The organism is Kyrpidia tusciae DSM 2912 (assembly GCF_000092905.1).
GTDB lineage: Bacteria > Bacillota > Bacilli > Kyrpidiales > Kyrpidiaceae > Kyrpidia > Kyrpidia tusciae.
This window is the reverse complement of the sequence record NC_014098.1, coordinates 2444952-2469363: the sequence shown is the minus strand read 5'-3', so window position 1 is coordinate 2469363 and position 24412 is coordinate 2444952. Positions and strand designations below refer to the sequence as shown.

Here is a 24412-nt window from a genome sequence, read left to right as displayed (position 1 = left end):
AAACCTGGGCAACATATCCTTGCCAATAGCCCCCTATTCGATGGGAGGTGCGGCGGCGAGGACTGCGGCCGGTACCCCGGCCATCTTGCGGATGTTCTCCCGGAAATGTCGGGCGAGCTCCCGGGCTTTGGCGTCGTAGGCCTCGGGGTCTGCCCAGGTATTTTTCGGCAATAGCACCTCCGGTGGTACATCCGGGCAAGTTTTGGGCACCGACAGGCCAAAATAGGGTTCGCGGATGTATTCCACCCGGTCCAAAGACCCCGAAAGTGCCGCCCGCACCATGGCCCGGGTGTAGGCGAGTTTCATGCGGGTTCCCACCCCGTAGGGTCCACCGGTCCAACCGGTGTTGACTAAGAACACCCGCACCCCGTGCCGGTCGATTTTCTGCCCCAACATCTCGGCGTACACCGAGGGGCGCAGGGGCAGGAAGGGGGCGCCGAAACAAGTGGAGAAGGTGGCTTCCGGTTCAGTGACTCCGCGTTCGGTTCCGGCCAATTTGCTTGTGTAGCCGGATAAAAAATGAAACATCGCCTGTTCCCGGTTCAAGCGGGAAATGGGGGGCAGAACCCCGTAGGCGTCGGCAGTGAGAAAAATCACCGTTTGCGGGTGACCTGCGGTACCCGGGATCCGGGCGTTGGCGATATGCTCCACTGGATAGGCGGCCCGGGTGTTCTCGGTGAGATCCCGCCGATCGTACAACTCCTCCCGGGTGGCGGGATCGAGGATCACGTTCTCCAACACTGCACCGTACCGGATCGCTCTCCAGATCTGGGGCTCCAACTCCCTGGACAAGTCGATGCATTTGGCGTAACAACCGCCCTCGATGTTGAACACGCCGTCCTCGGACCAGCCGTGTTCGTCGTCTCCGATCAACTCTCTCTCCGGATCGGCGGACAGGGTGGTTTTCCCCGTGCCCGAAAGGCCAAAAAAGAGCGCCGTGTCCCCGCCTTTACCGACGTTGGCCGAGCAGTGCATGGACAGGACACCCCGGCGGGGCAAGAGATAATTCATCACGGTAAAAATCGACTTTTTGATCTCGCCGGCGTACTCGGTGCCACAGATGAGGACCAGCCGGTGTTCAAAACTAATGATGATGGCCGCCTCGGAGCGAGTGCCATCCCGCTCGGGTTCCGCTTGATAGCCCGGAGCGGAAATTACGGTGAACTCCGGTTGATGTCCACTGAGTTCCTCGCCGGAAGGGCGAATAAACAGCTGGTGAGCGAACAGGTTGTGCCACGCCCGCTCGGTGATTACCCGAATGGGCAGGCGATAGCGCGGGTCCGCGCCCGCGAATCCGTCGAACACATACCGGTTTTTGTCGGTCAAATAATCGGTCACCCGATCGACCAACTCCTCAAAACGGTTGCGATCGAAGGGCTGGTTGACAGTGCCCCAGTGGATGTGGGTTTCACTGCCCGGCTCTCTTACGATAAACTTGTCTTTGGGGGAACGCCCGGTATATTTCCCGGTGGTTGCCGCCAAGGCGCCGGAAGCGGTGAGGACGGCCTCCCCGTTGCGCAGGGCCGCCTCGATCAGTTGGGGCACGGCAAGCTGGTGTTGTGCCCCCGGACCTTGGGCCAGGCGAAGGAGATTCTTTTCCAGCGTATCCGTTTTCATAGCGCATCCTTTCCCGGAACCAAATGTTGTTCTTATTGTACCGAGGTGGGGATTGGGACGCAATACTTTTCCCGGATCTTGATATAAGTGACATGTGAATTCGGCAAAATGTAACACCCTATTTGCCCGTGGATGGAGATGAGCGCGGTGATGGCGGAGGGGATCCGGGGCCGATTTGCCCCGAGCCCGACAGGTTTTCTGCACCTGGGCCACGCCTGGGTGGCCCTGCTCAGTTGGCTGCAGGTTCGCGGGTCCGGAGGGAGTTGGGTTCTGCGGGTGGAGGATTTGGATCCCGATCCAGCGGGATCTGTTCGAGACCCTGGGCCTTCCAGTGCCCCGGTACGCCCATGTCCCCCTGCTGGTGGACTCGGCGGGCCGGCGTCTTTCCAAGCGGCACGGGGCGCTGGCCTTGCGGGAGTTGCGCCGTAGCGGGGTGAAGCCGGAGGCGGTGATCGGGCGCTTGGCAGCCTGGGCGGGATGTGTCGAACGGCCGGAGCCCTGTCGACCGGGGGAACTGATCGGCCTGCTGAATTTGGCCAAGGTGGGCTGGCGGTGGCCGGGGAGGATTGTGGTGCAGGAGCGATAGATGAGATGAATAGTCATAGAAGAGAGGGATGGCCGATGCGGGTTGCGGATCTATGGGTCGAACAATGGGCTGCGGCGGGAATCGAGATCGCCTTCGGGATTCCCGGTGTCCACAACATGGCGCTCTTCGATGCATTGAAAAGGGATGGGAGGATCCGCACGGTAATCGCCCGGCACGAACTGGGCGCGGCGTACATGGCAGACGGGTACTATCGGACCACGGGCAAATACGCCCTGGTGCTCCCGATCACGGGCCCCGGGCTGACCAATGCGTTGACCGGCATTGCCGAAGCCGAGGGGGGCTCTTCGGGGATGATCGTCGTGGCCACTTTGCCGCGCTCCCGAGACGTGGGGCAAGGCCGGGGAGCTCTTCACGAGTTGCCCGACCAGAGTGCTCTGGTCGAAGGGTTAGTGAAGTTCTCCCTCACGGTGCCCCGTCCCGAGGAGGCCGCCCGAATGATGCAAGAGGTCCTCGACACGCGATTTGTCGGGCGTGCTGCGCCGCTGTATATCGATATTCCTTATGATTTGCTGGATGCGGACGTCTCCGAAATCACCCCGCCGGCCGGGGAGGTTGAGGAGACCGGTGTACCTCGGGCCGGCGTCTCGCCTGATCCCGATCTTCCGTCTGCGACGGGGAGTGCCGGACCCGATCCGCTGTCCCGCGGCAATCGCGAAGGAGAGCCTTCGTTGCCCTGGCCCGTCTATTTCGCGGGCGACGGGAACCCGTCCCCTTGGCTGGGACTTCTGGAAGGGAAAATCCGCTCTTGGAAGCGCCCGGCGGTGGTGGTGGGTCCCGAGGCCGCATCCGTTGCCTCTCTCTGTCGGGAATTGGTCAGCCGATGGGGGGTACCGGCTTTGACCACCGTTGCGGCAAAAGGGGTCATCTCCGGAAGTGATCCGTGGTTCGCGGGTACCACCTGGATTCCGGGGGTTGAGAAGCTTCTCGCCGGCTGCGACGGGATCCTGGCCATCGGGACCCGTTGGTCCCTGCGGGACTGGCACCGGGAGCAAAGGCCCAGAGCGGAAACGGTGCTGATTACCCCCGATCCCCGGGCGGTGCGACCGGATGCTGCGGTGTCCGCGGTGGTGGCGGGCCCGCTCGATGCCGTGCTCCGGAGCCTGCTCGAAAACTCGCCCTGGGAGGAAGCCGGGGCGCGGGACGGCGCCCAAGCTCACCGCGCCCATCTGGCCCGGACCGCGGCCGCCGCGGAGGCCGAGCGAGTGGCCCCGGAGTTTGATCTCTGGCTTCGGGCCGTGCGCCACGCCCTCCCTATCAACGCCGTGCTGGCCGTAGACAGTTGTCTGGTGGGTATCGCCATGGCCAGGTACCTGCCGGTGTTAAACCCGGGCGGGTTTCTCTACCCGATGCAGTATTGCTCCCTGGGCTTCGCCGTACCCGCGGCAGTAGGGGCGGCGCTCGGCGGCGCGGGGCAGGCGGTAGCCCTCACCGGTGACGGGAGTTTGATGTTCACGCTCCCGGAGTTGGCCACCGCCGTTCAGGAAAACGTTCCCCTCCTGGTGGTGGTCTTCAATAACCGGGCTTACGGCTCCGTCAGGGATAATCAGCGCAAGGCCTATGGGCGCACGGCCCATGTGGAACTGCCCGGCCCAAACATGGAACAACTGGCCGGTGCCTTCGGTTTTGCGTATCAAAAAGTGGCGTGGCAAGATCTCCCGGCCAATCTCTGGCGGGCCTTTCCCTTACGGGATCGCCAGTTGTGGGAAGTGGACGACAGTCCGGTGGACACGTATTGACGAATGAACTCAGGAATGCGGAGTGGAGCCCATTGCACCTTTTCCAAGTGGTCTTGTCGGTGGTCACCGGGGCGTTTATCGGTCTGGTGACCAATGGTTTGGCGATTGCAATGTTGTTTCGTCCGTGGCACCCGTGGCGAATCGGAAGATGGCGGGTGCCGATGACTCCCGGATTGATTCCCCGGCGTCGGGGGGAGATCGCCCATCGGGTGGGCGAGATTGTCCAAGAATATCTTCTTCCGGCGCACAGCGTGCAAAAGGCCTTGCGGACGATGGATATGGAAGGTGCGTTTCGCGAGGCGCTGGATCACCTGGCCGCGTGGGTGGAGGCGGAGGGGCTGGCCCGACTGGCGAATGAGGTCGCGGATTGGTCCGAGGGGTGCCGATCCTTCGGCCATCGGGGCGCCCCGGAGGAATCGGAAACGGGACAAGCCTTGCTCCCGGGTGTGGAACGGGGCGGGGTTTCCCGGGATTTATTCGCCCGCTTTGTCCCCGGCCTTGTCCGGGGGCTGGCGGACAGTGTAGAAGGGGCGGAGCTGATCCGGGAACTCATCGGCCGGGGTCTCGAGTTCGCCGCGGCTGCCACCCAGGAACTGAGGGTGCGCCGGGCGGTTGGAGAGGAAATCCAGCGCTGGTTGCAGCACCAAGGGTGGCTCGGCCGTTTGGCCGGCGCCCTGGGTGCCGAGGATCGGGTGGCCGAGGAGTTGCTTCGGGCTTTGCGGGATTGGCTGACGGCCCCGGGCACCGCCGGTACGGTGGAGGGCTGGTTCAAGAAGGAATTGTTGCCGGGCGTTGCGGGCCTCTTGGAACAGCGGCCGGGTGGCGCGGCTCCCCTTTTGATCCAGGAAGTGGTCTGTGAGCAGTTGGCCGATCGAGAGTGGGTGGAAGCCCAGCTGGGCGAGGTGTGGCGGTGGGTTGAAAAGAGGCGCGATCGCTGGGAACCCCGGTTGCGCACCTGGATTTTGACACGCGTGGATATCCTCCTTCCCCACCTGTGGCGCCGCGTCCCTCTGGCGCGAATTGTTGAAGAGCAGGTGAATCGATTTCCCCTCCCCGAACTGGAGCGGCTCATCCTGGATGTGGCCCGGAAGGAACTGGCGATGATCACGTGGATGGGGGCGGTGCTGGGCGGCCTCGTAGGTCTTGCTCAGGCAGCGGTGGCCACCCTCGGATGATCGAAACGGCCGGACATCGCATGGGATTTTCCGGATTACCATAAAAATTATGGGCGGCCGCCCACTCAGCTCCTGACGCTAGCAGTCTCTCACCCTGATAGGATGAAAGAGTCGGGGGGTGAGAGAATGTGAGGGGGAAGGTGAGGCGCATCGCTCCGGCGGTGGCGGCAGTGGTGCTTGCCGTCGAGGCGATTTTCGCAGTCGGTGTTGGGACTCCGGCTTCGGCGGGCCTCGGCAGCCCCGTGTCTCTCGTGTATCTGTCGGGCTTTAGTCGAGAAGCGCGACTGGGGCTTCTGGACCGGATCGCCGGAAACGCGGATGTGGTGTCTCCGGATTTTTTTCAAATTCAACCGGACGGAAGTCTGGCGAATTACGTGGACGATGGGCTGGTGCAAGCGGCCCATGATCGCGGACTTGAAATGGTGCCTTTTATCGGCAACGATTGGAACCGGGAAGCCGGGCGAAGAGCTTTGGAGAATGGGCCCGCCCTGGCGGCACAAATCGCCGGGATTGTGAGCGGGCGGAACCTGGATGGGGTCATCGTGGATCTGGAGAATCTGACCGTTGGAGACAGGGGGGCCTTGACAGCCTTTGTTCAGGCTCTTCGCAACGATCTCCCCCCGTCAAAACAATTGGCGGCAGCGGTGCCGGCCATTCAGGGGCCGGTTCAGTCCGGATGGGTTGCAGCCTATGACAACCAGGCGCTTGCCGCTTTGTGTGACTACATCACCGTCATGACCTACGACGAGAGGGTTCAGGGCGATCCCCCGGGGCCCGTAGCCGGTGATCCCTGGGTGGAACAGTCGATCCGATACATGTTGTCCCAGATTCCCAGGGAAAAATTCCTGCTCGGAGTTCCCGTTTACGGCAGGCGGTGGGTGAATGGCTGGGGCGGTGATTCGATTTCTTATCCTGCCATCTCCCGGTTGGTCTCCCAGATCGGGGGCGAACCCAATTACGATCCGGTGCAGAAAACCATGCATTACGGGTATTCCTCCGGTGCAGGGCGGGTGGACATTTATTACGACAATCGAACGACCATCGCTGCCAAATTGTCTTTGGTGGCGAAATACGGCCTCAGAGGGGGATTTGCTTGGAGCTTGGGTCAAGAAGACCCTTCGGTATGGGGGATTTTCAGGCGCGCCATGAGCGGAGGGCCATTTCCCGATATTTTCAATATCGGTGCTGAGCCTGCGATTCTAAAATTATGGGAAAAAGGTTGGGTTCACGGTGATTCGGACGGCTTGTTCCATCCGACCCGCGCGGTGAGCCGAGCGGAAGCCACAGCCATGTTGGTCAACGCTCTGCGCCCGGTCCCGGTGCGGTTCGCGGGGTTTTCAGATGTTCCCCGGGGCCACTGGGCCTATGAGGTGATCGGCAGAGCTCAGGCGGCGGGCTGGGTCCACGGCGTTGGGGACGGGAGGTTTGAACCGGATCGAGCGGTGACCCGGGCGGAGGGCGCGGCCATGATCGCCAAGACTCTGGGGCTATCCGCCTCCGGTGGAAGCGGGTTTCCCGACCTGAAGGGATCCTGGGCCGAGGGCTCCGTAGCGGCCCTCCGAGCGAAAGGGATTGTCGCCGGTTTTCCGGACGGTTTGTTTCATCCAGATCAACCCTTAACCCGGGGCGACATGGCGGTGATGGTGGCGCGGGCGATGGGACTTCTTTAAAAAATCGCGTTATAATGAAGAAGGGTCTCGAATCCCGCCTACATATATCCGCCGGCTGGGTCAAGTCGGCGGGCCAAGAGGGGTGATCCGATGAAACTGGTCTATCACGGGCATGCGTGTTTTGAGGTGGAGGCCGGCGGAAAGCGGGTGATCATCGACCCATTCCTTTCCGGCAGCCCGGTCAGCAAGATCAAGCCTGAAGATGTACAGGTCGATGCGGTGCTGTTGACCCACGGACACGGGGATCATCTCGGGGACGCCATCGCCATCGCGAAACGGTTGAATGTCCCGATCATCGCTCCCTTTGAACTGGCGGCGTATTGCGCAAAGAAAGGCGCTCAAGTTCACGGGATGCATTTGGGCGGATCCCACCAGTTCGACTTTGGAAAAGTGAAGCTGACTCTGGCGTTTCACGGGGCTGGCATCGAAGACGAAGATGGCATGCACGAAGGCGGCAACCCTTGCGGTTATTTGGTGACGATGGGCGGAAAAACGTTTTATCACGCCGGGGATACGGCGCTGTTCGGAGATATGAAGCTGATCGGGGATCGCCACGCCATCGACGCGGCGGCCTTGCCCATTGGCGACAATTTTACAATGGGCCCCGAAGACGCACTGTACGCTGTGGAACTGCTCCGACCCCGGACGGTGATCCCCATGCATTACAATACTTTCCCCCTGATCGCCCAGGATGTGGGAGCCTTTGCCTCGGCGGTGCGAGGGAAAGGGTTTACCTGCCAGGTGCTCGAGGTGGAAGGCAGTCTCGAAATCTAACGGCAGGTGTAAAGAGCGGTCAGGCCCGAGATCTGGAAAAAGGCCCTTCACCCCGTGGTGAAGGGCCGTTCAACCTCTTGGTCATGCGCGTCAGCTTTGGTTGACCAAGTTGACCATGATCCGGGCAAGCGCCTGTTGGTCCTGCTCGGAACTCACTTTCCACATCTCCTGCAGAAGGCGCTCCTGTTTGTTTTTGGGATCCACATGCTGAGCCAGGTAGTCTCCCATGCGATAAGCGATCTTTTGGATCTGCTCGGTGCTCATCCCGGCCGACTGCGCCTGATCAACCCGGTCGCCGAGGAAGTTCTTCCACTGATCAAAGTTCTCGAGAACGTGCACGTGTCTGCGCCCCCTTCGGCGTAAGGTTGGGCGTTTGCCCAGCGTTATTGTGGCCGCGGCGAGGCCCCTCTATGCGGCCTTCACTTCACCCGCCCCATCGGCCGCATCCGCCGGCGGTGCCCCGAGCGGCCCCATGGCTTTGCGCATATCGCATTGGGCGCGTGCATAGCCTTGTACCAAAAGGAGGGGTCAACGTGCGGCCGAAAACCTTCTTTTGGACCTTTGTCGGTCTGGTCTGTGCAGGGGTACTTTTGATCTACGGTCTGCCCCGGCTGCCCCAGCCGGAGTCCCCCCGGGCGGCCACCTTTGCCGCGGCGTGGATGGCCCTTGCCCTTTTGGCCTTGGGCAGTTTTTTGTACCGATTGATGGAGGTGGACCGGGAGCGAAGGGCGCCGGACCGAGTGCCCTTGGCCGTTCGTCGGGCGGCGTCCCGCCAGGTCATTCAGCTTTCCCGGCGGGATCCTGAAGACCCCCGCAAGATTCATCGGGATTATATGTAGGAAAATATCGGGCGAGTTCGTCGGGAAGCGGGCGGGATCGCCGGGTGGCGACATCCATGCACACGCTGGTGACTTCGGCATCGGCTGCCACTTCTCCCCGTTCATTGAGGATCTCCTGCTTCAGGACGAAGCTCGTCCGTCCCCGTCGCAATGGTTTGGTCCAAATTGTCAGGTGGTCGCCTTGACGACATTCCCGGCGATAGTTAATGTTGATGTTCACCGTTACCGTTTGGATACCCATGGCCAAAAATCGGTCGTAGGGAAGATCGGCCCGTTCGTACCATTCCTCCCGCCCCCACTCCATATACTCGAGATATTTGGCATTGTTGACATGCCCATTTACATCGATCTCCGTCGAGCGGACGATGATTTCTAGAGAAACTTCCACCTTTGTCGTCTCCTTTCCCTGTTGGGGGTTGTTGTGTTCATCCTCCATACTGGTCAGCAACGCCCGTTTCACAGTATAATACGCTTAGAAATCGCCGGTCACGGAGGCGGGTTATGGCGACCAAACATGAACTCATTTTACAACATATTGAGGATTTAGCCGTGGGAAGTAAGATCTCCGTCCGGCAGATTGCCAAGATGATGGACGTCAGTGAAGGAACGGCCTATCGGGCGATCAAAGAGGCGGAGATGCGGGGGATCGTCAGCACCATCGAGCGGGTGGGCACGGTTCGGATCGAAAAGCAGCAAAAGAAGAACATTGAGCGCTTGACCTTTGCGGAAGTGGTCAATATCGTGGATGGTACGGTCCTCGCGGGCCGCAGTGGGCTGCACAAAACGCTGACGAAGTTTGTCATTGGCGCCATGGAGATCGACGCGATGCTGCGCTATATCGACAAGGATTGCCTGCTCATCGTCGGCAACCGAGAAGAGGCGCACCGGGCTTCCCTGGAGCATGGGGCGGCGGTGTTGATTACCGGGGGATTCGATACCAACGAAGAGGTGAAGGAGCTGGCGGATCGGCGGGAATTGCCGCTGATCTCTTCGGCCTATGATACCTTTACCATTGCGACGTTGATCAATCGCGCCATTTATGACCGGCTGATCAAAAAAGAGATCGTCCTGGTGGAAGATCTGATCGGGGATACCAAGCCGGTCAGCATCTCCCTGTCCGCCCGGGCCGGGGACTATCGCGCTTTGGTGAATCTGACCGGGCACAGCCGATTTCCGGTGGTGGACCCGCAGTTGCGGGTCGTGGGAATGCTCACGTCCAAGGACGTGACCGGGGAGCCAGACGAAGCGCCGGTGGAACGGCTGATGTCGAAGAATCCCATCACGGTGACACCGAAGACGTCGGTGGCCTCGGCGGCCCATATCATGGTGTGGGAAGGTATCGAGTTGTTGCCCGTCGTTGAAAATCGCCGGCTGATGGGAGTGATCAGCCGTCAAGATGTTATCAAGGCGTTGCAGTACATGCAAAAGCAGCCCCAGGTCGGCCAGACCATCGAGGATATCATCCTCAGCCAATTTAAAGAAGAAAAAGGCCCTGATCGCACCGTATGGTTGGTCGGGGATATTACCCCCCAGATGAGCAACCGGCTCGGCGGCGTGTCCACGGGAGTATTGATGACCCTCATCGCCGAAGCCGGGTCCAGTGCCATCCGCCGTACCCGGCACTCGGACATGGTGGTCGAGAACGTCTCCATTTATTTCCTCAAACCGATTCAGATTGACAGTACCTTGTCGGTGAAGGCCGCGGCGATTGACATGGGCCGGAAATTTGGCAAAGCCGACGTAGAGCTCTATCATAATGGGGAATTGGTCGGAAAGGCCTTGTTTACCGCCCAGGTGCTGGAACGGTAACGCGGGGGCGCCGTCGGTGGGTGAGGCGGCCTTTTTTTGTCCTCGAGACTTGGAGGTGTCGGGATACGGATCAAGAAGGCACCTTTGTGCATCTTCATGTTCATAGCGCGTATTCTTTGCTTCGGGGCGTGTGCCGCCCGGAAGCCTTGATCCAACGGGCCGTGGCAGACGGGATGCCCGGGGTTGCCATCACCGATTGGGCGAATTTGTACGCGGCGATTCGGTTCGTTCGATTGGCCAAGGAGGCGGGGATCCGGCCGATCCTGGGAGCCCAGATTCCCCTGGTGGAAGAAAGCGTTCAGAGGCCGTCCAGAGGGGATCCGCCGGCCGTGGTTCTTTTGGCCGAGTCGGAGAAGGGTTTTCGAGGGCTGATTCGCCTGGTGAGCCTGGCCCATGACGGACCGGAGTTGGGGGTGTCCTGGGAGGCGGTGACAGCGCACGCCCCCGGCCTGTTTTTGCTTTCCGGCGGCGCAGAAGGCCCGGTGGATGCGGCCTTGGCCCGGGGGGACACGGAGAGGGCCCGGGACTGGCTGCGGCGGTTTGTCGAAGTGTTCGGGCCAAACCGGGCGTGGCTGGAAGTGCAGGACGACGGAAGTGAAAGGGGGCGTTTGAGCCACTACCGGTTGGTTTCTCTCGGGGAAGAGTATGGACTCCTGCCGGTCGCCACGGCCGACGTGCATTACATCGACCCCGAGGACGCGCCCTTGGCCCGGGTGGTGCAAGCCCTCCGGCAAGGGGATGACGGCGCCCCGCCGCCCTCCCCTTCTCCCCGGTGGTTTGCCTCTTCCGCCGAGATGCGGGCAAGGTTCGCTCACCTCCCCCAGGCCGTGAACGCCGCTTTGGAGATTGCAGAGCGGTGCCGGGTGGAGTTGCCTCTGGGGCGGGTGTTGCTGCCTTCTTTTGACGTGCCCGAAGGGGAGAGCCCGGATGGGTACCTACGGCGGTTATGCCAGGAGGGCCTTCGACAGCGGGTGGGCGATCCCGTGCCTCCCTCGTATAAGGACCGATTGGAGCACGAGCTCAGCGTCATCGCCCGGATGGGATTTGCGAGCTATTTTCTGATCGTGTGGGATTTTATTCGGTACAGTCGGGAAAACGGCATTGCCACGGGACCCGGGCGGGGATCGGCAGCGGGAAGCCTGGTGGCGTACGCCCTGGGGATTACCGGGGTGGATCCCGTGCGCCACCACCTGTTGTTCGAGCGCTTCTTGAACCCGGAGCGGGTGAGCATGCCCGATATTGACATCGACTTTGAAGATGAGCGCCGTTTTGAAGTCATTGAGTACGTGGCCCAAAAATACGGCCACGACCGGGTTGCCCAGATTATTACTTTCGGAACCATGGCGGCCCGGGCGGCCATTCGGGACGCCGGTCGGGTGACCGGTCTCCCGCCGGCTTTGGTGGACCGGGTGGCCAAACTTGTGCCGGCTTCCCTGGGGATCACGTTGGACCAAGCTTTGGTGGAGGAACCCCGACTTCGGGCGTTGATGGATGAGAATGAGCAGGTTCGGACATTGCTCACGGTGGCCAAGGGGCTGGAAGGGTTGCCCCGTCACACGTCGACCCATGCCGCCGGGGTGGTGATTGCCCCTTCGGCTTTGACCGATGTCGTCCCGGTGCAGCGCACCCCGGAGGGAGGGTTGATTACCCAGTACGACATGGCTTCCCTTGAAGCCGTGGGGTTATTGAAAATGGATTTCCTGGGGCTGCGCACCCTGTCGATTATCGAGCACACCCGGCAGTTGGCGGGGGAGCGCCTGGGGCATGCTGTGGAAATCGACGAGGAGTACACCGATCCGAAAACCTATGAACTTCTGGGCCGGGGCGATACGGACGGGTGTTTTCAGCTCGAGTCTTCCGGGGTAAAACATGTTTTGCGGGACTTGCAGCCGAACTGTTTTGAAGACATCGTGGCGGTGATCTCCTTGTACCGCCCGGGGCCGATGGAAAATATCAGCCGATACATCGACGCCAAGCACGGTCGGGTGCCGGTCCACTATCCCCACCCGGATTTGGAACCGATTCTCCGAGATACCTACGGAATTGTGGTGTATCAGGAGCAGATCATGCAGATCGCCTCGCGGATGGCGGGATTCACGCTCGGCCAGGCCGATGTTCTCCGCCGGGCGGTGGGCAAGAAGAAAAGAGAGGTTTTAGAACAACAGCGCGCGGCCTTTGTGGCCGGATGCCTTAGGCAGGGACATCCCAGGGATTTGGCCGAGGAACTGTACGACCTCATCGTGCGCTTTGCCGATTATGGGTTCAACCGCTCCCACGCGGTTGCATACGCTGTGTTATCCTGGCGAACCGCGTATCTCAAGGCGCACTACCCCGCGGAGTTTTTCGCATCCCTGCTGTCCGCTGCCATGGCTTCGGCCGATAAGGTGGCCCAATACGTGGAAGAGGCTTTTCAGCGGGGCATCGAGGTATTGCCCCCTTCGGTGCAAACCAGCGGGGCGGGATTTACGGTGAGTGAAGATGGCAAGATCCGTTTTGCCTTGGGAGCGATTAAACATGTGGGCCAAGCTGCGGTCCAGGCGGTGCTGGGCGCCCGGAGGGCGGGGACATTTCGCTCTTTGGGGGATTTCCTGTCCCGGGTGGATCACCGGGCGTGCCATCGACGGACGGTGGAGGCCCTGATTCGAGCCGGTGCTTTCGATGAACTGGGTGAGAACCGGGATGAATTGCTCGGCCGCTTAGAGCGGGAGAGTCACTGGGGCGGGGGCGGTGCCCAGTTGACGTTTTTTGGCGAGGAGAGCCCCGGACGCCGGGCGAGTTCGGAGAATGAACAGGAAAAAATTCGGCATGAAAAAGAGTTGATGGGCTTGACGTTCACCGGAGCCCGGGTCTACATCCGAGTGAAGCGGGGTGGGCCGGAGATGCTGAAGCAACTGGGGCAGGTGTTGGCCCGGCACCCCGGGAACTGGAGGGTTCGCCTGGTTCGTTCCAGCCGGGACGTCCGGGAGCTCGGAGACAGGTGGCGGGTGCAACCCGGTCCCGGACTGACATCGGACGTGGAAGCGTTGCTGGGGGAAGGTTCCATCGTGTATCATTTGACCTAGTTGGGAGGAGGGGCGTTCATGGCGCCTTCAATGGTGGAGTTGTTGGCTCGGCGGGGGGTACAGATCCAAGATATCGCCGAGATCGTGTTCATGCTTCAAAAACCATTTCACCCCAAGTTGACCTTGGAAGAGTGCGTGGAAAGTGTGCTCACGGTGTTGGAGAAGCGGGAGGTGCAGCACGCCCTCTATACGGGAATTGCTTTGGACGAATTGGCGGAGAAAAAGCTGCTGCCGGAGCCTTTGCAGTCGATTATGGAAAGAGATGAGCCCCTGTACGGCGTGGATGAGATTATGGCATTGGCCATTACCAACGTTTACGGGTCGATCGGCTTGACCAGCTTCGGGTATCTCGACAAAGAGAAAACGGGCATTCTGGCGAAATTAAACGAAAAGGGCCCGGCGATTCATACGTTTCTCGATGATCTGGTGGCCGGGTTGGCGGCGGCGGCCTCGGCGCGAATCGCCCACGATAAGGCTCCTGCGGATTATTGGGAATCCGGGTCGGTCCAATAGACGGCGATGCTTCACCCGATCTTCACAAAAAATGCATGACCGGGTGATCCCAATTTGGTATAATGCGAACAATAAGCTATTTTTCCGATGGCGGCTAAGAAAGGGAGGACCACGGATGGCGCTGCGAGAGGACGCGCTAAAACTGCACCGGGATCATCATGGGAAGCTGGCGGTGGTTTCGAAGGTGGCGTTAAAGACGACCCGGGATCTGAGCCTGGCGTATTCTCCGGGCGTCGCGGAACCGTGCAAGGAGATCCAGGTGCGGCCCGAGGCGGTATACGAGTACACCAACCGGGGGAACCTGGTGGCGGTGGTGAGCAACGGGACAGCTGTGCTGGGCCTCGGGGACATCGGTCCGCTTGCGGCGCTGCCAGTGATGGAGGGGAAGGCGGTGCTGTTCAAGACCTTCGCCGGGGTCGACGCCGTGCCGATCTGTCTGGATACATCGGACGTGGACGAGGTCGTGGAGACGGTGAAACGGCTGACGCCGTCCTTCGGCGGGGTAAACCTGGAAGACATCGCGGCGCCGGAGTGTTTCGCCATCGAAGAGCGATTGCGGCAAGAAGTTAATATTCCGATTTTTCATGACGACCAACACGGGACCGCGATTGTGACCCTGGCGGCGGTGCTCAATGCCCTTCGAGTGGTGGGGAAGGACATGCACCAGATCCGGGTGGTGGTCAACGGCGCAGGAGCGGCCGGGGTGGCCATCGTCAAACTGTTGCGGTCCAGGGGCGTCCAAGAAGTGGTCCTGTGTGATCGCATGGGCGCCATTTATCCTGGGCGCAGGGAGCGGATGAATGCGGTCAAAGAAGAGATTGCGAAGATCACCAACCCTTCCGGGATTCAGGGAGATTTGGCTGAAGCGGTGCGGGGGGCGGATGTGTTTATCGGCGTATCCACCGAGGGGGCGCTGACTCCGGAGATGGTGCGGACGATGGCGAAGGATCCCATTATTTTGGCCATGGCGAACCCGAATCCGGAAATCTGGCCGGAGGATGCCTACGCGGCCGGGGCGGCGGTGGTGGGGACGGGGCGGTCCGATTTTCCGAACCAGGTCAACAATGTCCTGGCGTTTCCCGGCGTGTTCCGCGGTGCCCTGGATGTCCGGGCGAGGGAGATCAACGAGGCGATGAAACAAGCGGCGGCCGATGCCATCGCCCGGTTGGTGAGCGACGATGAACTCGGGCCCCGTTCGGTGATCCCCCGGCCCTTTGACCCGCGGGTGGCGCCGGCGGTGGCCAAAGCGGTGGCCAAAGCGGCCATTGAGACCGGGGTGGCGGGCCTGTCCCGGGATCCGGAAGAGATCGCCGAGCGAACCCGGCGAATGGCTGGAATTCCTTGACGGTTCCTGGGCTCCCGGGGGCTCACGGCGGTTGCAGGCCCGGGGGGCCTGTGGTATCATGACCTCAAACTTGGATTGTATTCCCGATGGCGGGAAGGGGTATCGTCATGTGGACGGTCATCTATATCGCACCGAGCGAGAAGGTGGCGGAATCGATCCGATTGAGGCTGGAGACCGAAGGGTTTTTGGCCAAGGTGCGGCCCACCAGCGTCTCCAAACAGCAGTACGAGATTCTGGTGCCGGAGAGTGAACTTGACGAGGTGCGGGATGTGCTGAGCGACATCCTCCACTCTTCTCACCCATAGGGGGCCAGGGGTGACATTGTGCTAAAGGATTGGTTTCAGAAAAAACCGCGGTACGCGACCCTCACCCCTCCGGTCACGGCTCCGGAGGAGCGCCGGGAGGCGATCCCCGAGGGGCTGATGAACAAGTGCAAGGGTTGCGGCGATATATTGTTGGCCAAGGAATTGGAAAAGCATGTCAAGACATGCCCCCGGTGCGGTTATCATTTTCCGCTCTCGGCTGCCGAGCGGATTGAGATCACCCTCGACGAGGGCCGTTTTTTTGAATACGACGCCGATCTGGCCACGGTGGATCCCCTCGGATTCCCCGGCTATCCCGAGAAGATCGCAAAAGCCCGGGAGGCCACCGGATTGCGGGAGGCGGTGGTGACGGGGGAGGGAACGATCGACGGGATGCCGGTGGTCTTCGTGGCCATGGATTCCCGGTTCATGATGGGGAGCATGGGCTCGGTGGTGGGGGAGAAGATCACCCGAGCCGCCGAACGGGCCAGGGAGGCTCGTCGGCCGGTGGTTTTGTTTGCGGCATCGGGGGGCGCCCGGATGCAAGAAGGAATTTTGTCGCTCATGCAGATGGCCAAAACTTCCGCCGCCTTTGCCCGGCTTCGGGAGGCCGGGGTCTTGTACATATCGGTGATGACCCATCCCACCACGGGCGGGGTGACGGCGAGTTTTGCCAGTCAGGGAGACATCATTCTCGCTGAACCCGGAGCGCTGATCGGTTTCGCGGGGCGGCGTATTATTGAACAGACGATTCACCAGAAACTTCCAGATGATTTTCAGACGGCGGAATTTCTTTTGAAGCATGGCATGATTGACCGCATTGTCCATCGGAAAGATTTACGTGCGGAGCTCTCGTTGATCCTTCGCATTCACGGGGAGGGGGCGCGCCATGGCGGGCGAGTTGCCCTTTGAGAAGCCCCTGTTGGAGTTGGAGCGAAAGATCGAAGAGCTCAAGTGTTTCACCGAAACTCAGCAGATCGATTTGGGCGAGGAAGTCACTCGGCTTGAGGAACGGGCGAAGCAACTGGCCGAGGAGATCTACGGTCATCTGACGCCATATCAGAAGGTCCAGATCGCCCGCCACCCGGATCGACCGACAACCCTGGATTATATCCACGGTTGTCTTGATGCGTTTTTGGAACTCCATGGCGATCGCCTGTTCGGGGACGATCAGGCGATAGTGGGCGGAATCGGGTTATTGCAAGGGCGGCCGGTGACGGTGGTGGGGCACCAGCGGGGGCGGGACACCAAGGAGAATCTCGCGAGAAATTTCGGCATGCCCCATCCCGAAGGCTTTCGGAAGGCTCTGCGCCTGATGAAAGAAGCCGAGCGGTTTCATCGGCCCATCCTGTGTTTTATTGACACCAGCGGGGCTTATCCCGGGATCACCTCTGAGGAGCGGGGGATCGGGATGGCCATCGCGGATAACTTGATTGAGATGGCAACCCTTTCTACTCCGCTTTTGTGCGTGGTCACCGGGGAAGGAGGGAGCGGCGGCGCCTTGGCTCTAGGCATGGGGGACCGGGTGTACATGTTGGAACACGCCGTCTACTCGGTGATCTCTGTGGAAGGGGCGGCGGCTCTGTTGTGGAAAGATGCCGGTCAGGCGCCGAGGGCCGCCGAGTCAATGCGCATTACAGCCCAGGATTTACTGCGGCTCGGCGTGATCGACGACGTGATTGAAGAGCCCTTGGGGGGAGCGCACAAAGATCCTCCTATGATGGTGGAACGGGTCAAGGCCGCCATCATCCGGGGCTTGAACGAGTTGACCGACGTGCCCGGGGACGAGTTGGTCCGTCGGCGATATGACCGGTTCCGGGCGATGGGGAGATTCGAGGAAGGATGAGGGACATCCCTCCTCTTCTTCCGGGTCTGGTTGGGACGAAAAATGTCCATGTGGGACACCCAAAGTCTATATCGGGAGGGAACCGAGGTGCAGACCATCGGAGTGCTGACCAGTGGTGGGGATGCTCCTGGGATGAACGCGGCCATCCGGGCGGTGGTTCGGATGGGTATTTACCGGGGACTGAAGGTGGTGGGAATCCGGAAAGGGTACAGTGGGCTGTTGGCGGGGGATTTTGTGGACATGGACCTGGGGTCGGTGGCGGACATCATTCACCGGGGGGGAACAATTCTACAGACGGCCCGGTGTGAGGCGTTCAAAACTGAGGAAGGCCAACGTCATGCTGTGGAAAAACTTACCGCCCGGGGCATTGAAGGGGTGGTGGTGATTGGGGGTGATGGGTCTTTTCGGGGAGCCGTGGAACTGGCGAAAAGGGGAATCGCCACGGTGGGCGTTCCGGGAACCATCGACAACGACATCGCAGGAACGGACACGACCATCGGTTTTGACACGGCGGTGAACACGGTGATCGAAGCGGTGGACAAAATCCGCGATACCGCCACCTCCCACGAACGGACTTTTCTTGTGGAAGTCATGGGCCGCCGGGCCGGCGATATCGCACTCAGCGCCGGGCTCGCCTGCGGGGCGGAGACGATACTCATTCCCGAAGAAGAGTATTCGATCGATGAAATCGTGGAGCGCCTCGAGCGCAGTTTTAAGCGAGGAAAGCGGCACAGTATCCTGGTGGTGGCGGAAGGCGTGGGGAGCGCCATGGCTATCGCCGATAAAATCCGGGAGCGAATCGGTTGGGAGATGCGGGTCACCGTGCTTGGACACATTCAACGGGGCGGGTCCCCCACAGCGGCCGACCGGGTGTTGGCCAGCCGGATGGGAGCCATGGCGGTGGAACTTCTCTTGCAAGGCCACAGCGCCAAAATGGTGGGCATCCAAAACCGCCGCCTGGTGGCGATAGACATGGAAGACGCGGTGGCGCGTCCCCATCGGCCGGATCTCGGTCTCTTCGACCTCGCCCGCATACTTGCGATCTAAGGAGGGTTTTCTGTGCGTCGCACAAAGATCGTCTGCACCGTCGGCCCAGCCAGTGAGTCGCCCGAAGTGCTCGAAGCTTTGATCGAGGCGGGCCTCGATGTGGCCCGACTGAATTTTTCCCATGGCACCCACGAAGAACACGCCTTGAGGATTGCCCGCATCCGGGAGGCATCGGCCAAAATCGGCAAACGCGTGGCCTTGATGTTGGACATCAAAGGCCCGAAAATCCGCACCGGTCGGATACGGGGGGGACAAGTGGAGCTCAAGGACGGGGCCGAGCTGATCCTCACCACCGAATCGGTGGAGGGGACGGCCGAGCGGATCTCTGTCAGCTATGCCGGCCTCCCCGAGGACGTTTCCCCGGGGTCGGTCATTCGCATCGACGATGGGCTGATCGGATTGAAAGTGATCGAAGTGCATGGTGGAGAGATCCGCTGCCGGGTGACCAACGGCGGGATTCTCCGAGATCATAAAGGGATTAACGCCCCAGGGGTGAAACTTCGGCTGCCCGGGGTGACCGAGAAAGATGTGGCCGATATCCGTTTCGGCATTGCCCAGGGGGTGGACATGATCGCCGCCTCTTTCGTGCGAAAGGCCGGGGATGTATTGGAGATCCGCCGTCTGCTTGAAGAAGCCGGGGTCCACATGGACATCATTGCAAAAATCGAGGCCCAGGAAGCCCTCGACGCCTTGGAAGAGATCTTGGGGGTCTCGGACGGTCTTATGGTGGCCCGGGGAGACTTGGGGGTGGAAATTGCCACGGAAGAGGTGCCCCTGTGGCAAAAGCGGATGATTGAATTGTGTAACCGGGCGGGCAAGCCTGTGATCACGGCCACCCAGATGCTGGATTCGATGCAGCGCAATCCCCGGCCCACCCGGGCTGAAGCCAGTGACGTCGCCAACGCGATTTTTGACGGCACCGATGCGATTATGCTCTCCGGCGAGACCGCCGCGGGCAAATATCCAGTGGAATCGGTGAAGACCATGGCCCGAATCGCCGAGCGGGCCGAAGAGGCCTTGTGGGCGTTTCGAAGGACCGAAGTCCACAAACCCCAGGGAACGGTTACCGATGCCATCAGTTATGCCGTTGCCGCGTTGGCGGACGACCTCAAGGCGGCGGCAGTCCTGACATCCACCCAGTCGGGACTCACGGCCCGCCGGGTATCGAAATACCGTCCCCGGTGTCCGATCGTGGCGGTGACTCCCCGGGAGGACGTCGCCCGGCGCTTGGCGCTGTGCTGGGGCGTATACCCCACGGTGGCCCGGACGACGAAAAGTACCGACGAAATGTTGGAAGTCGCCATTGATGCCGCCCTGGAAACGGGAATTGTGAAACACGGAGATCTCGTGGTGATCACCGCCGGCGTCCCCGTGGGTCAGCCGGGAACCACCAATCTGCTAAAAGTACATACCATCGGCGACGTGGCAGCCCGTGGGCAGGGGATTGGCCGAGGAGCGGTCACCGGGCGGGCGGTGGTGGTGCGGCGGGTGGAGGATGCCGCCCGGGTGAGGGCCGGAGATGTGGTGGTGACGGTGGCCACCGATGCGGACCTTATGAGCGCCCTGGAGAGGGCGGCGGCCATCATTGCCGAGGAAGGGGGTCTGACCTCTCACGCCGCAGTGGTGGGGTTGTCCTTGGGTATCCCGGTGGTGGTGGGGGTGGAGCGAGCGACCGAAACGCTCCGGGATGGCGAAGTGGTGACGGTGGATGCCGAACTCGGTTTGATCTATCGCGGCCGGGCGAGAGTTTTGTAAGTCCGAGGTTTCGTTTCGAGCTATGAAACCGAGGTTCAATAGATGAGAAGAAAAGTTGTTGCAGCGATTCTCCCTGTGCTATCATGAGAATGGTTTTGTGCTTCCGCGCTGTCGTCCGGCCTTGCGCCGGCTTTTTTGCCGTCAACACGGCTGGAGGACGCAGGGGAGTCAGTTGTCGAGGGAGGGATTGCTGCATGGCAAAGTTTGAAAAGCTGACACCGCCCGGCGAAGGTGAGCGGATCGTCGTGCGGGAGGGGTCATTGTCCGTTCCCGACCGCCCGATCATCCCCTTTATTGAGGGCGATGGGACAGGGCCGGACATTTGGAGGGCCTCCCAGCGCGTGTTCGACGCGGCGGTGGACAAGGCCTACGGAGGCAAGCGGAAGATCGTTTGGTTAGAAGTGTACGCCGGTGAAAAGGCCTATCACACCTTCGGGGAGTGGCTCCCCCCGGACACCCTGACCGCCTTTCGCGAATACATCGTGGGGATCAAAGGGCCTCTGACAACACCCGTGGGCGGTGGGATTCGCTCATTGAATGTCGCCCTCCGGCAGGAGTTGGACTTATATGTGTGCCAGCGGCCGGTTCGGTATTTTGATGGCGTCCCCTCTCCGGTGAAGCGCCCAGAGTTGGTGGACATGGTCATTTTCCGGGAAAATTCCGAGGATATTTACGCGGGGATCGAATGGGAGGAAGGGACTCCGGAGGTCCGCACGGTCATCGAGTTTCTGCAGAATCAGATGGGCGTGAAAAAGATTCGCTTCCCCGAGACCTCGGGCATCGGCATCAAACCGGTATCCAGGCAGGGAACCGAGCGGCTGGTGCGGGCAGCCATCGACTACGCCCTGAAAAATGGCCGTCGGAGCGTGACGTTAGTCCACAAGGGAAATATTATGAAGTTCACCGAAGGCGCTTTTAAGAATTGGGGCTACGAGTTGGCCGAGCGGGAGTACGGGGATCGGGTGTTTACCTGGGCGCAGTATGACCGGATCAAAGCCCAGAGCGGCGTGGAAGAGGCGAGCCGGGTTCAGGCCGAAGCGGAAGCGGCCGGCAGGTTGGTGGTTAAGGACGTGATCGCCGACGCCTTCCTGCAGCAGATTCTGACTCGGCCCGCGGAGTACGACGTGATCGCCACCTTGAATCTCAACGGGGATTACATTTCTGACGCTTTGGCGGCCCAGGTCGGGGGCATCGGCATCGCCCCGGGGGCCAACATCAACTACGAAACCGGACACGCTGTGTTTGAGGCGACCCATGGCACGGCGCCGAAATATGCCGGTCTGGACAAGGTCAACCCCGGATCGGTGATCCTCTCCGGCGTCATGATGTTGGAGTATATGGGCTGGAAGGAAGCGGCCGCCCTTATCGTCAAGGCCATGGAGAAAACCATTCGCGAACGGGTGGTCACCTATGATTTCGCCCGGTTGATGACCGGGGCGAAAGAGGTCAAAACCTCGGAGTTCGCCACCGCCCTGATTGGCAATATGGAATAACAGCAGGAGGGATCCATTGATGATTCGCCGGAAAAAGATCACCGTCGTCGGCGCCGGGTTCACCGGTGCCACCACCGCATTGTTGGCTGCAGTCAAGGAGCTTGGCGATATCGTCCTGGTGGATATTCCGAAGCTTGAGAACCCCACCAAGGGCAAGGCCCTGGACATGATGGAGGCCAGTCCGGTCGAAGGCTTTGATGCCAACATCGTCGGGACCAGCAATTACGAGGATACGAAGGACTCCGATCTGGTGATCATCACCGCCGGTATCGCCCGCAAGCCGGGAATGAGCCGGGACGATCTGGTTACCACGAATGCCGGGATTGTGAAATCGGTCACCGAGCAGGTCGTCAAGTACTCCCCGAACTGCGTCATCATCGTCCTGTCGAACCCGGTGGATGCCATGACCTATGTGGCCTACAAGACTTCCGGGTTTCCGAAAGAGCGGGTGATCGGCCAGTCGGGTGTGCTTGATACCGCCCGTTTCCGGACCTTTGTGGCGATGGAGTTAGGGGTGTCTGTGGAAGATGTCACCGGGTTCGTACTGGGCGGACACGGGGATGACATGGTGCCCTTGGTGCGTTACTCCTATGCCGGCGGCATTCCCATCGAGACGCTGATTCCCAAGGATAAGATCGATGCCATCGTCGAGCGGACCCGCAAAGGAGGCGGGGAGATCGTGAACCTTCTCGGTAACGGAAGTGCTTATTACGCTCCCGCTGCTTCCTTGGTCCAAATGGCCGAAGCAGTATTGAAAGACAAGAAGCGGATTCTGCCGGCCATCGCTTACTTGGAAGGAGAGTACGGATATCGGGATCTGTATTTGGGCGTGCCGGTGCTCCTCGGGGGCAAGGGAATCGAGAAGGTCTTCGAGATTGACCTGACTCCCGAGGAGAAAGCCGCCCTCGATAAATCTGCCGCTTCCGTTCAAAAAGTCATGGGGGTTCTGGGCAGCCTCGTCTGAATGGTTTTCCGATGTCCCCCTGTTTGCACGGTGGTGCCGCCGCCGGGATTCCGGCGGTTTTTTCTATGGCTCATGGCTCGTCTCCCCCCGTCATACATATGGGACGAGGAATCTTGTCCACGGGGGTGGCGGTTATGGGAAATTTTTGGCCGAATCTGCGGCGATGGTGGTCGATAGGGGTTCAAAGGTGGGGAAAAGGATGGCTCGTCACCTTGGCGGGTCTGGCGGCCATTGGAGGGACCGGAGCCGGGCTCTGGAGCTGGCACTTGGGAACACCACCCGATCCGGATCAGAAGCTCGTGATGTGGCTGGGGGACGAGCCGGCGCCCTTGGATCCCGGGTCCACCGGCGACCAGTGGGCGATGGATTTGTTGGGGGCGGTGGAAGAAGGACTCATGCGTCAGGGGCAAGGGGGCACTCTCGACCCCGGGTTGGCGGAGCGGGTGGAGGTTTCGCCGGATCACACGCGGTTTGTGTTTCACCTGCGGCGCGCTGCGTGGAGCGACGGTGTGCCCCTTCGGGCCGAGGATTTTCGCTACGCTTGGTTGCGGGTTTTGGACCCGGCGACCCATTCGCCCTGGGCCAGACTGTTGTATCCGGTCCAAGGGGCCAAGGCCTACGCCGAGGGCAAAGGCGGGGCCGACCAGGTGGCGGTGAAAACCCTGGATGACCGCACCCTCGAGGTAAAGACCACTCGGCCCACACCGTATTTTCCCTCACTCACGGCTGAACCCGCCCTTTATCCCGTGCGCAAAGATGTTGTAGAAAAATACAGAAAGGAGTTCGGGACAGGCCCCGGGAAGATGGTGTTCATCGGACCGTTCCGGATGTCTTCCTGGGACCGCGACCGCCAGGTCACACTGGCCAAAAATCCGACGTACTGGGATGCCCGGCATGTCCACTTGACCTCAGTGACCTTTAAGATCGTGAAAGAACTCGGGCAGCGAATCTCTCTGTACGAAACCGGGGGACTCGATCAAACCGGAGTGGCGGGATCGTGGCTCGACCGGTGGAAAGGGAAGCCGGACCCGGTGGCGGTACCTGAAGACAGTGTATTTTTCCTAGTGTTCAATCCGGAGCGATACCAGGCTTTTGCCAACAAAAACATCCGGTTGGCGTTGTCCTACGCCCTGGACCGCAGGGATTACGTGCGTCGCTTGTGGAGCGGAGCGGCAGAGCCGGCCTACGGCCTGGTCCCCCCGTCGATTCCCGGACGTACAAAATCTTTCCGGCAGGAAAACGGCGACCTTTTTGTGGACAATCGTCCGGATGCGGCCCGGGCGCTCCTTCGCAACGGTCTTCAGGAGTTGCATCTGAACGCTCTGCCCCCGCTTACCTTTCTCTCCGACAACTCTGCGCCCTCGGTGGCGGCGGCCAAGTGGTTGCGGGACCAGTGGAAGACAAAGTTGGGGATTGATGTGCGGATCGATGAAGTGCCTGCGGCCGAGCGGTTGCATCGACAGAGAACCGGGGATTATCAAGTCGCCGTGGCCGGTTGGGGGGCGGATTATAACGACGCTTCGGCATTTCTCAAACTTTGGGTGAGTGATAGCCCGGATAATCTCGTTCATTATCACAACCCGGACTACGATCGCCTCATCGCCGCGGCTGAGGCCTCGACAGATCCCGCAGGCCGGGCCGAGGAGCTGGAACAGGCCGAGCGGATTCTGTTTCAGGACATGCCCGTAGCCCCGCTCTTTTTTCGCGAACGGGTGTGGTTGCAGAAACCTTTTGTGAAACATATCGTGTATCCCCCGGTGGGGCTGGACTGGGATCTGAAACAAGCCTATGTGGAAAAGCGTCCATAACCCAACGAGGAGCCCAGGACCGGGGCGAACGCCGTTTCGATGTGGTAGAA

Annotated in this window: 22 protein-coding genes; 19 read left to right on the top strand and 3 right to left on the bottom strand. The window is 60.7% G+C overall.

The genetic code is table 11. From position 1 onward, the window contains the following. Window positions 1-33: 33 nt before the first annotated feature. Window positions 34-1617, bottom strand: coding sequence for a phosphoenolpyruvate carboxykinase (ATP) (gene pckA, locus BTUS_RS12280; RefSeq protein WP_013076393.1), 1584 nt, complete (start codon window positions 1615-1617; stop codon window positions 34-36). A gap of 132 nt (window positions 1618-1749) precedes the next feature. Here pckA and BTUS_RS17620 point away from each other — a divergent pair, with 132 nt between their 5' ends. From BTUS_RS17620 to BTUS_RS12255, 6 genes are all read left to right on the top strand, one after another. Beyond that, window positions 1750-2046 carry a glutamate--tRNA ligase family protein gene (locus BTUS_RS17620; protein ID WP_322785827.1) on the top strand — a complete coding sequence of 99 codons (297 nt, stop codon included), beginning with the start codon at window positions 1750-1752 and terminating at the stop codon, window positions 2044-2046. Further along, entirely contained in the window at window positions 1949-2203 is a 255-nt protein-coding gene (locus BTUS_RS18490) for a nucleotidyl transferase family protein (RefSeq protein WP_169307917.1), read from the top strand. Before BTUS_RS17620 ends, BTUS_RS18490 begins: the two co-directional genes overlap by 98 nt. Before the next feature lie 35 nt (window positions 2204-2238). Further along, on the top strand, window positions 2239-3960 hold the full coding sequence (locus tag BTUS_RS12270; RefSeq protein ID WP_013076392.1) for a thiamine pyrophosphate-binding protein: 1722 nt from the start codon (window positions 2239-2241) through the stop codon (window positions 3958-3960). Window positions 3961-3992: 32 nt separating this feature from the next. After that, on the top strand, window positions 3993-5135 hold the full coding sequence (locus BTUS_RS12265) for a DUF445 domain-containing protein (protein WP_123809304.1): 1143 nt from the start codon (window positions 3993-3995) through the stop codon (window positions 5133-5135). 128 nt (window positions 5136-5263) lie between these two features. After that, window positions 5264-6805, top strand: a complete 1542-nt coding sequence (locus BTUS_RS12260; RefSeq protein ID WP_041304259.1) for an S-layer homology domain-containing protein — start codon at window positions 5264-5266, stop codon at window positions 6803-6805. Window positions 6806-6895: 90 nt separating this feature from the next. Further along, complete coding sequence (locus BTUS_RS12255; RefSeq protein WP_013076389.1) at window positions 6896-7579, top strand: metal-dependent hydrolase; 684 nt, start codon at window positions 6896-6898, stop codon at window positions 7577-7579. Between the two features lie 90 nt (window positions 7580-7669). Here the strand turns inward: BTUS_RS12255 and BTUS_RS12250 are convergent, their stop codons facing one another. Then, a complete protein-coding gene (locus BTUS_RS12250; protein WP_013076388.1) occupies window positions 7670-7918 on the bottom strand; it encodes a DUF3243 domain-containing protein in 249 nt (82 codons plus the stop codon). A 194-nt stretch (window positions 7919-8112) separates the two neighbouring features. On the opposite strand from BTUS_RS12250, the gene BTUS_RS12245 reads away from it, so the two are divergent. Next, window positions 8113-8418 carry a hypothetical protein gene (locus BTUS_RS12245; RefSeq protein WP_013076387.1) on the top strand — a complete coding sequence of 102 codons (306 nt, stop codon included), beginning with the start codon at window positions 8113-8115 and terminating at the stop codon, window positions 8416-8418. On the opposite strand, the gene BTUS_RS12240 is transcribed toward BTUS_RS12245, so the two are convergent. Continuing rightward, window positions 8357-8806 (bottom strand): acyl-CoA thioesterase, encoded by a 450-nt coding sequence (locus tag BTUS_RS12240; RefSeq protein ID WP_013076386.1) that lies wholly within the window; start codon window positions 8804-8806, stop codon window positions 8357-8359. The two genes, BTUS_RS12245 and BTUS_RS12240, sit on opposite strands and share 62 nt — an antisense overlap. A 113-nt stretch (window positions 8807-8919) precedes the next feature. Between BTUS_RS12240 and BTUS_RS12235 the strand changes: the two genes are divergently transcribed. The 12 genes from BTUS_RS12235 (at window position 8920) to BTUS_RS12180 (ending at window position 24362) form a co-directional block, all read left to right on the top strand. Then, on the top strand, window positions 8920-10227 hold the full coding sequence (locus BTUS_RS12235; protein WP_013076385.1) for a DRTGG domain-containing protein: 1308 nt from the start codon (window positions 8920-8922) through the stop codon (window positions 10225-10227). A gap of 86 nt (window positions 10228-10313) precedes the next feature. After that, window positions 10314-13289 (top strand): DNA polymerase III subunit alpha, encoded by a 2976-nt coding sequence (gene dnaE / locus BTUS_RS12230; protein WP_013076384.1) that lies wholly within the window; start codon window positions 10314-10316, stop codon window positions 13287-13289. An 18-nt stretch (window positions 13290-13307) separates the two neighbouring features. After that, window positions 13308-13802: a phosphatidylglycerophosphatase A family protein gene (locus tag BTUS_RS12225; protein WP_013076383.1), complete on the top strand. Its 495-nt coding sequence runs from the start codon at window positions 13308-13310 to the stop codon at window positions 13800-13802. A gap of 115 nt (window positions 13803-13917) precedes the next feature. Then, a complete protein-coding gene (locus tag BTUS_RS12220; protein WP_013076382.1) occupies window positions 13918-15147 on the top strand; it encodes an NAD(P)-dependent malic enzyme in 1230 nt (409 codons plus the stop codon). A gap of 107 nt (window positions 15148-15254) precedes the next feature. After that, window positions 15255-15452: a hypothetical protein gene (locus BTUS_RS12215; protein ID WP_013076381.1), complete on the top strand. Its 198-nt coding sequence runs from the start codon at window positions 15255-15257 to the stop codon at window positions 15450-15452. 18 nt (window positions 15453-15470) lie between these two features. Then, window positions 15471-16361: an acetyl-CoA carboxylase, carboxyltransferase subunit beta gene (gene accD, locus BTUS_RS12210; protein WP_013076380.1), complete on the top strand. Its 891-nt coding sequence runs from the start codon at window positions 15471-15473 to the stop codon at window positions 16359-16361. Next, entirely contained in the window at window positions 16339-17295 is a 957-nt protein-coding gene (locus BTUS_RS12205; RefSeq protein ID WP_013076379.1) for an acetyl-CoA carboxylase carboxyltransferase subunit alpha, read from the top strand. Before accD ends, BTUS_RS12205 begins: the two co-directional genes overlap by 23 nt. Window positions 17296-17382: 87 nt before the next feature. Next, on the top strand, window positions 17383-18342 hold the full coding sequence (gene pfkA, locus BTUS_RS12200; RefSeq protein ID WP_013076378.1) for a 6-phosphofructokinase: 960 nt from the start codon (window positions 17383-17385) through the stop codon (window positions 18340-18342). Window positions 18343-18354: 12 nt separating this feature from the next. Next, complete coding sequence (gene pyk, locus BTUS_RS12195; protein ID WP_013076377.1) at window positions 18355-20097, top strand: pyruvate kinase; 1743 nt, start codon at window positions 18355-18357, stop codon at window positions 20095-20097. A gap of 194 nt (window positions 20098-20291) precedes the next feature. Next, window positions 20292-21590 carry an NADP-dependent isocitrate dehydrogenase gene (gene icd, locus BTUS_RS12190; protein ID WP_013076376.1) on the top strand — a complete coding sequence of 433 codons (1299 nt, stop codon included), beginning with the start codon at window positions 20292-20294 and terminating at the stop codon, window positions 21588-21590. 16 nt (window positions 21591-21606) lie between these two features. Then, on the top strand, window positions 21607-22554 hold the full coding sequence (gene mdh / locus BTUS_RS12185; RefSeq protein WP_041304257.1) for a malate dehydrogenase: 948 nt from the start codon (window positions 21607-21609) through the stop codon (window positions 22552-22554). Window positions 22555-22688: 134 nt separating this feature from the next. Next, the gene (locus BTUS_RS12180; RefSeq protein ID WP_013076374.1) at window positions 22689-24362 is read left to right on the top strand and encodes a peptide ABC transporter substrate-binding protein; all 1674 of its coding nucleotides are present in this window, start codon (window positions 22689-22691) and stop codon (window positions 24360-24362) included. The last annotated feature ends 50 nt before the right edge of the window (window positions 24363-24412 follow it).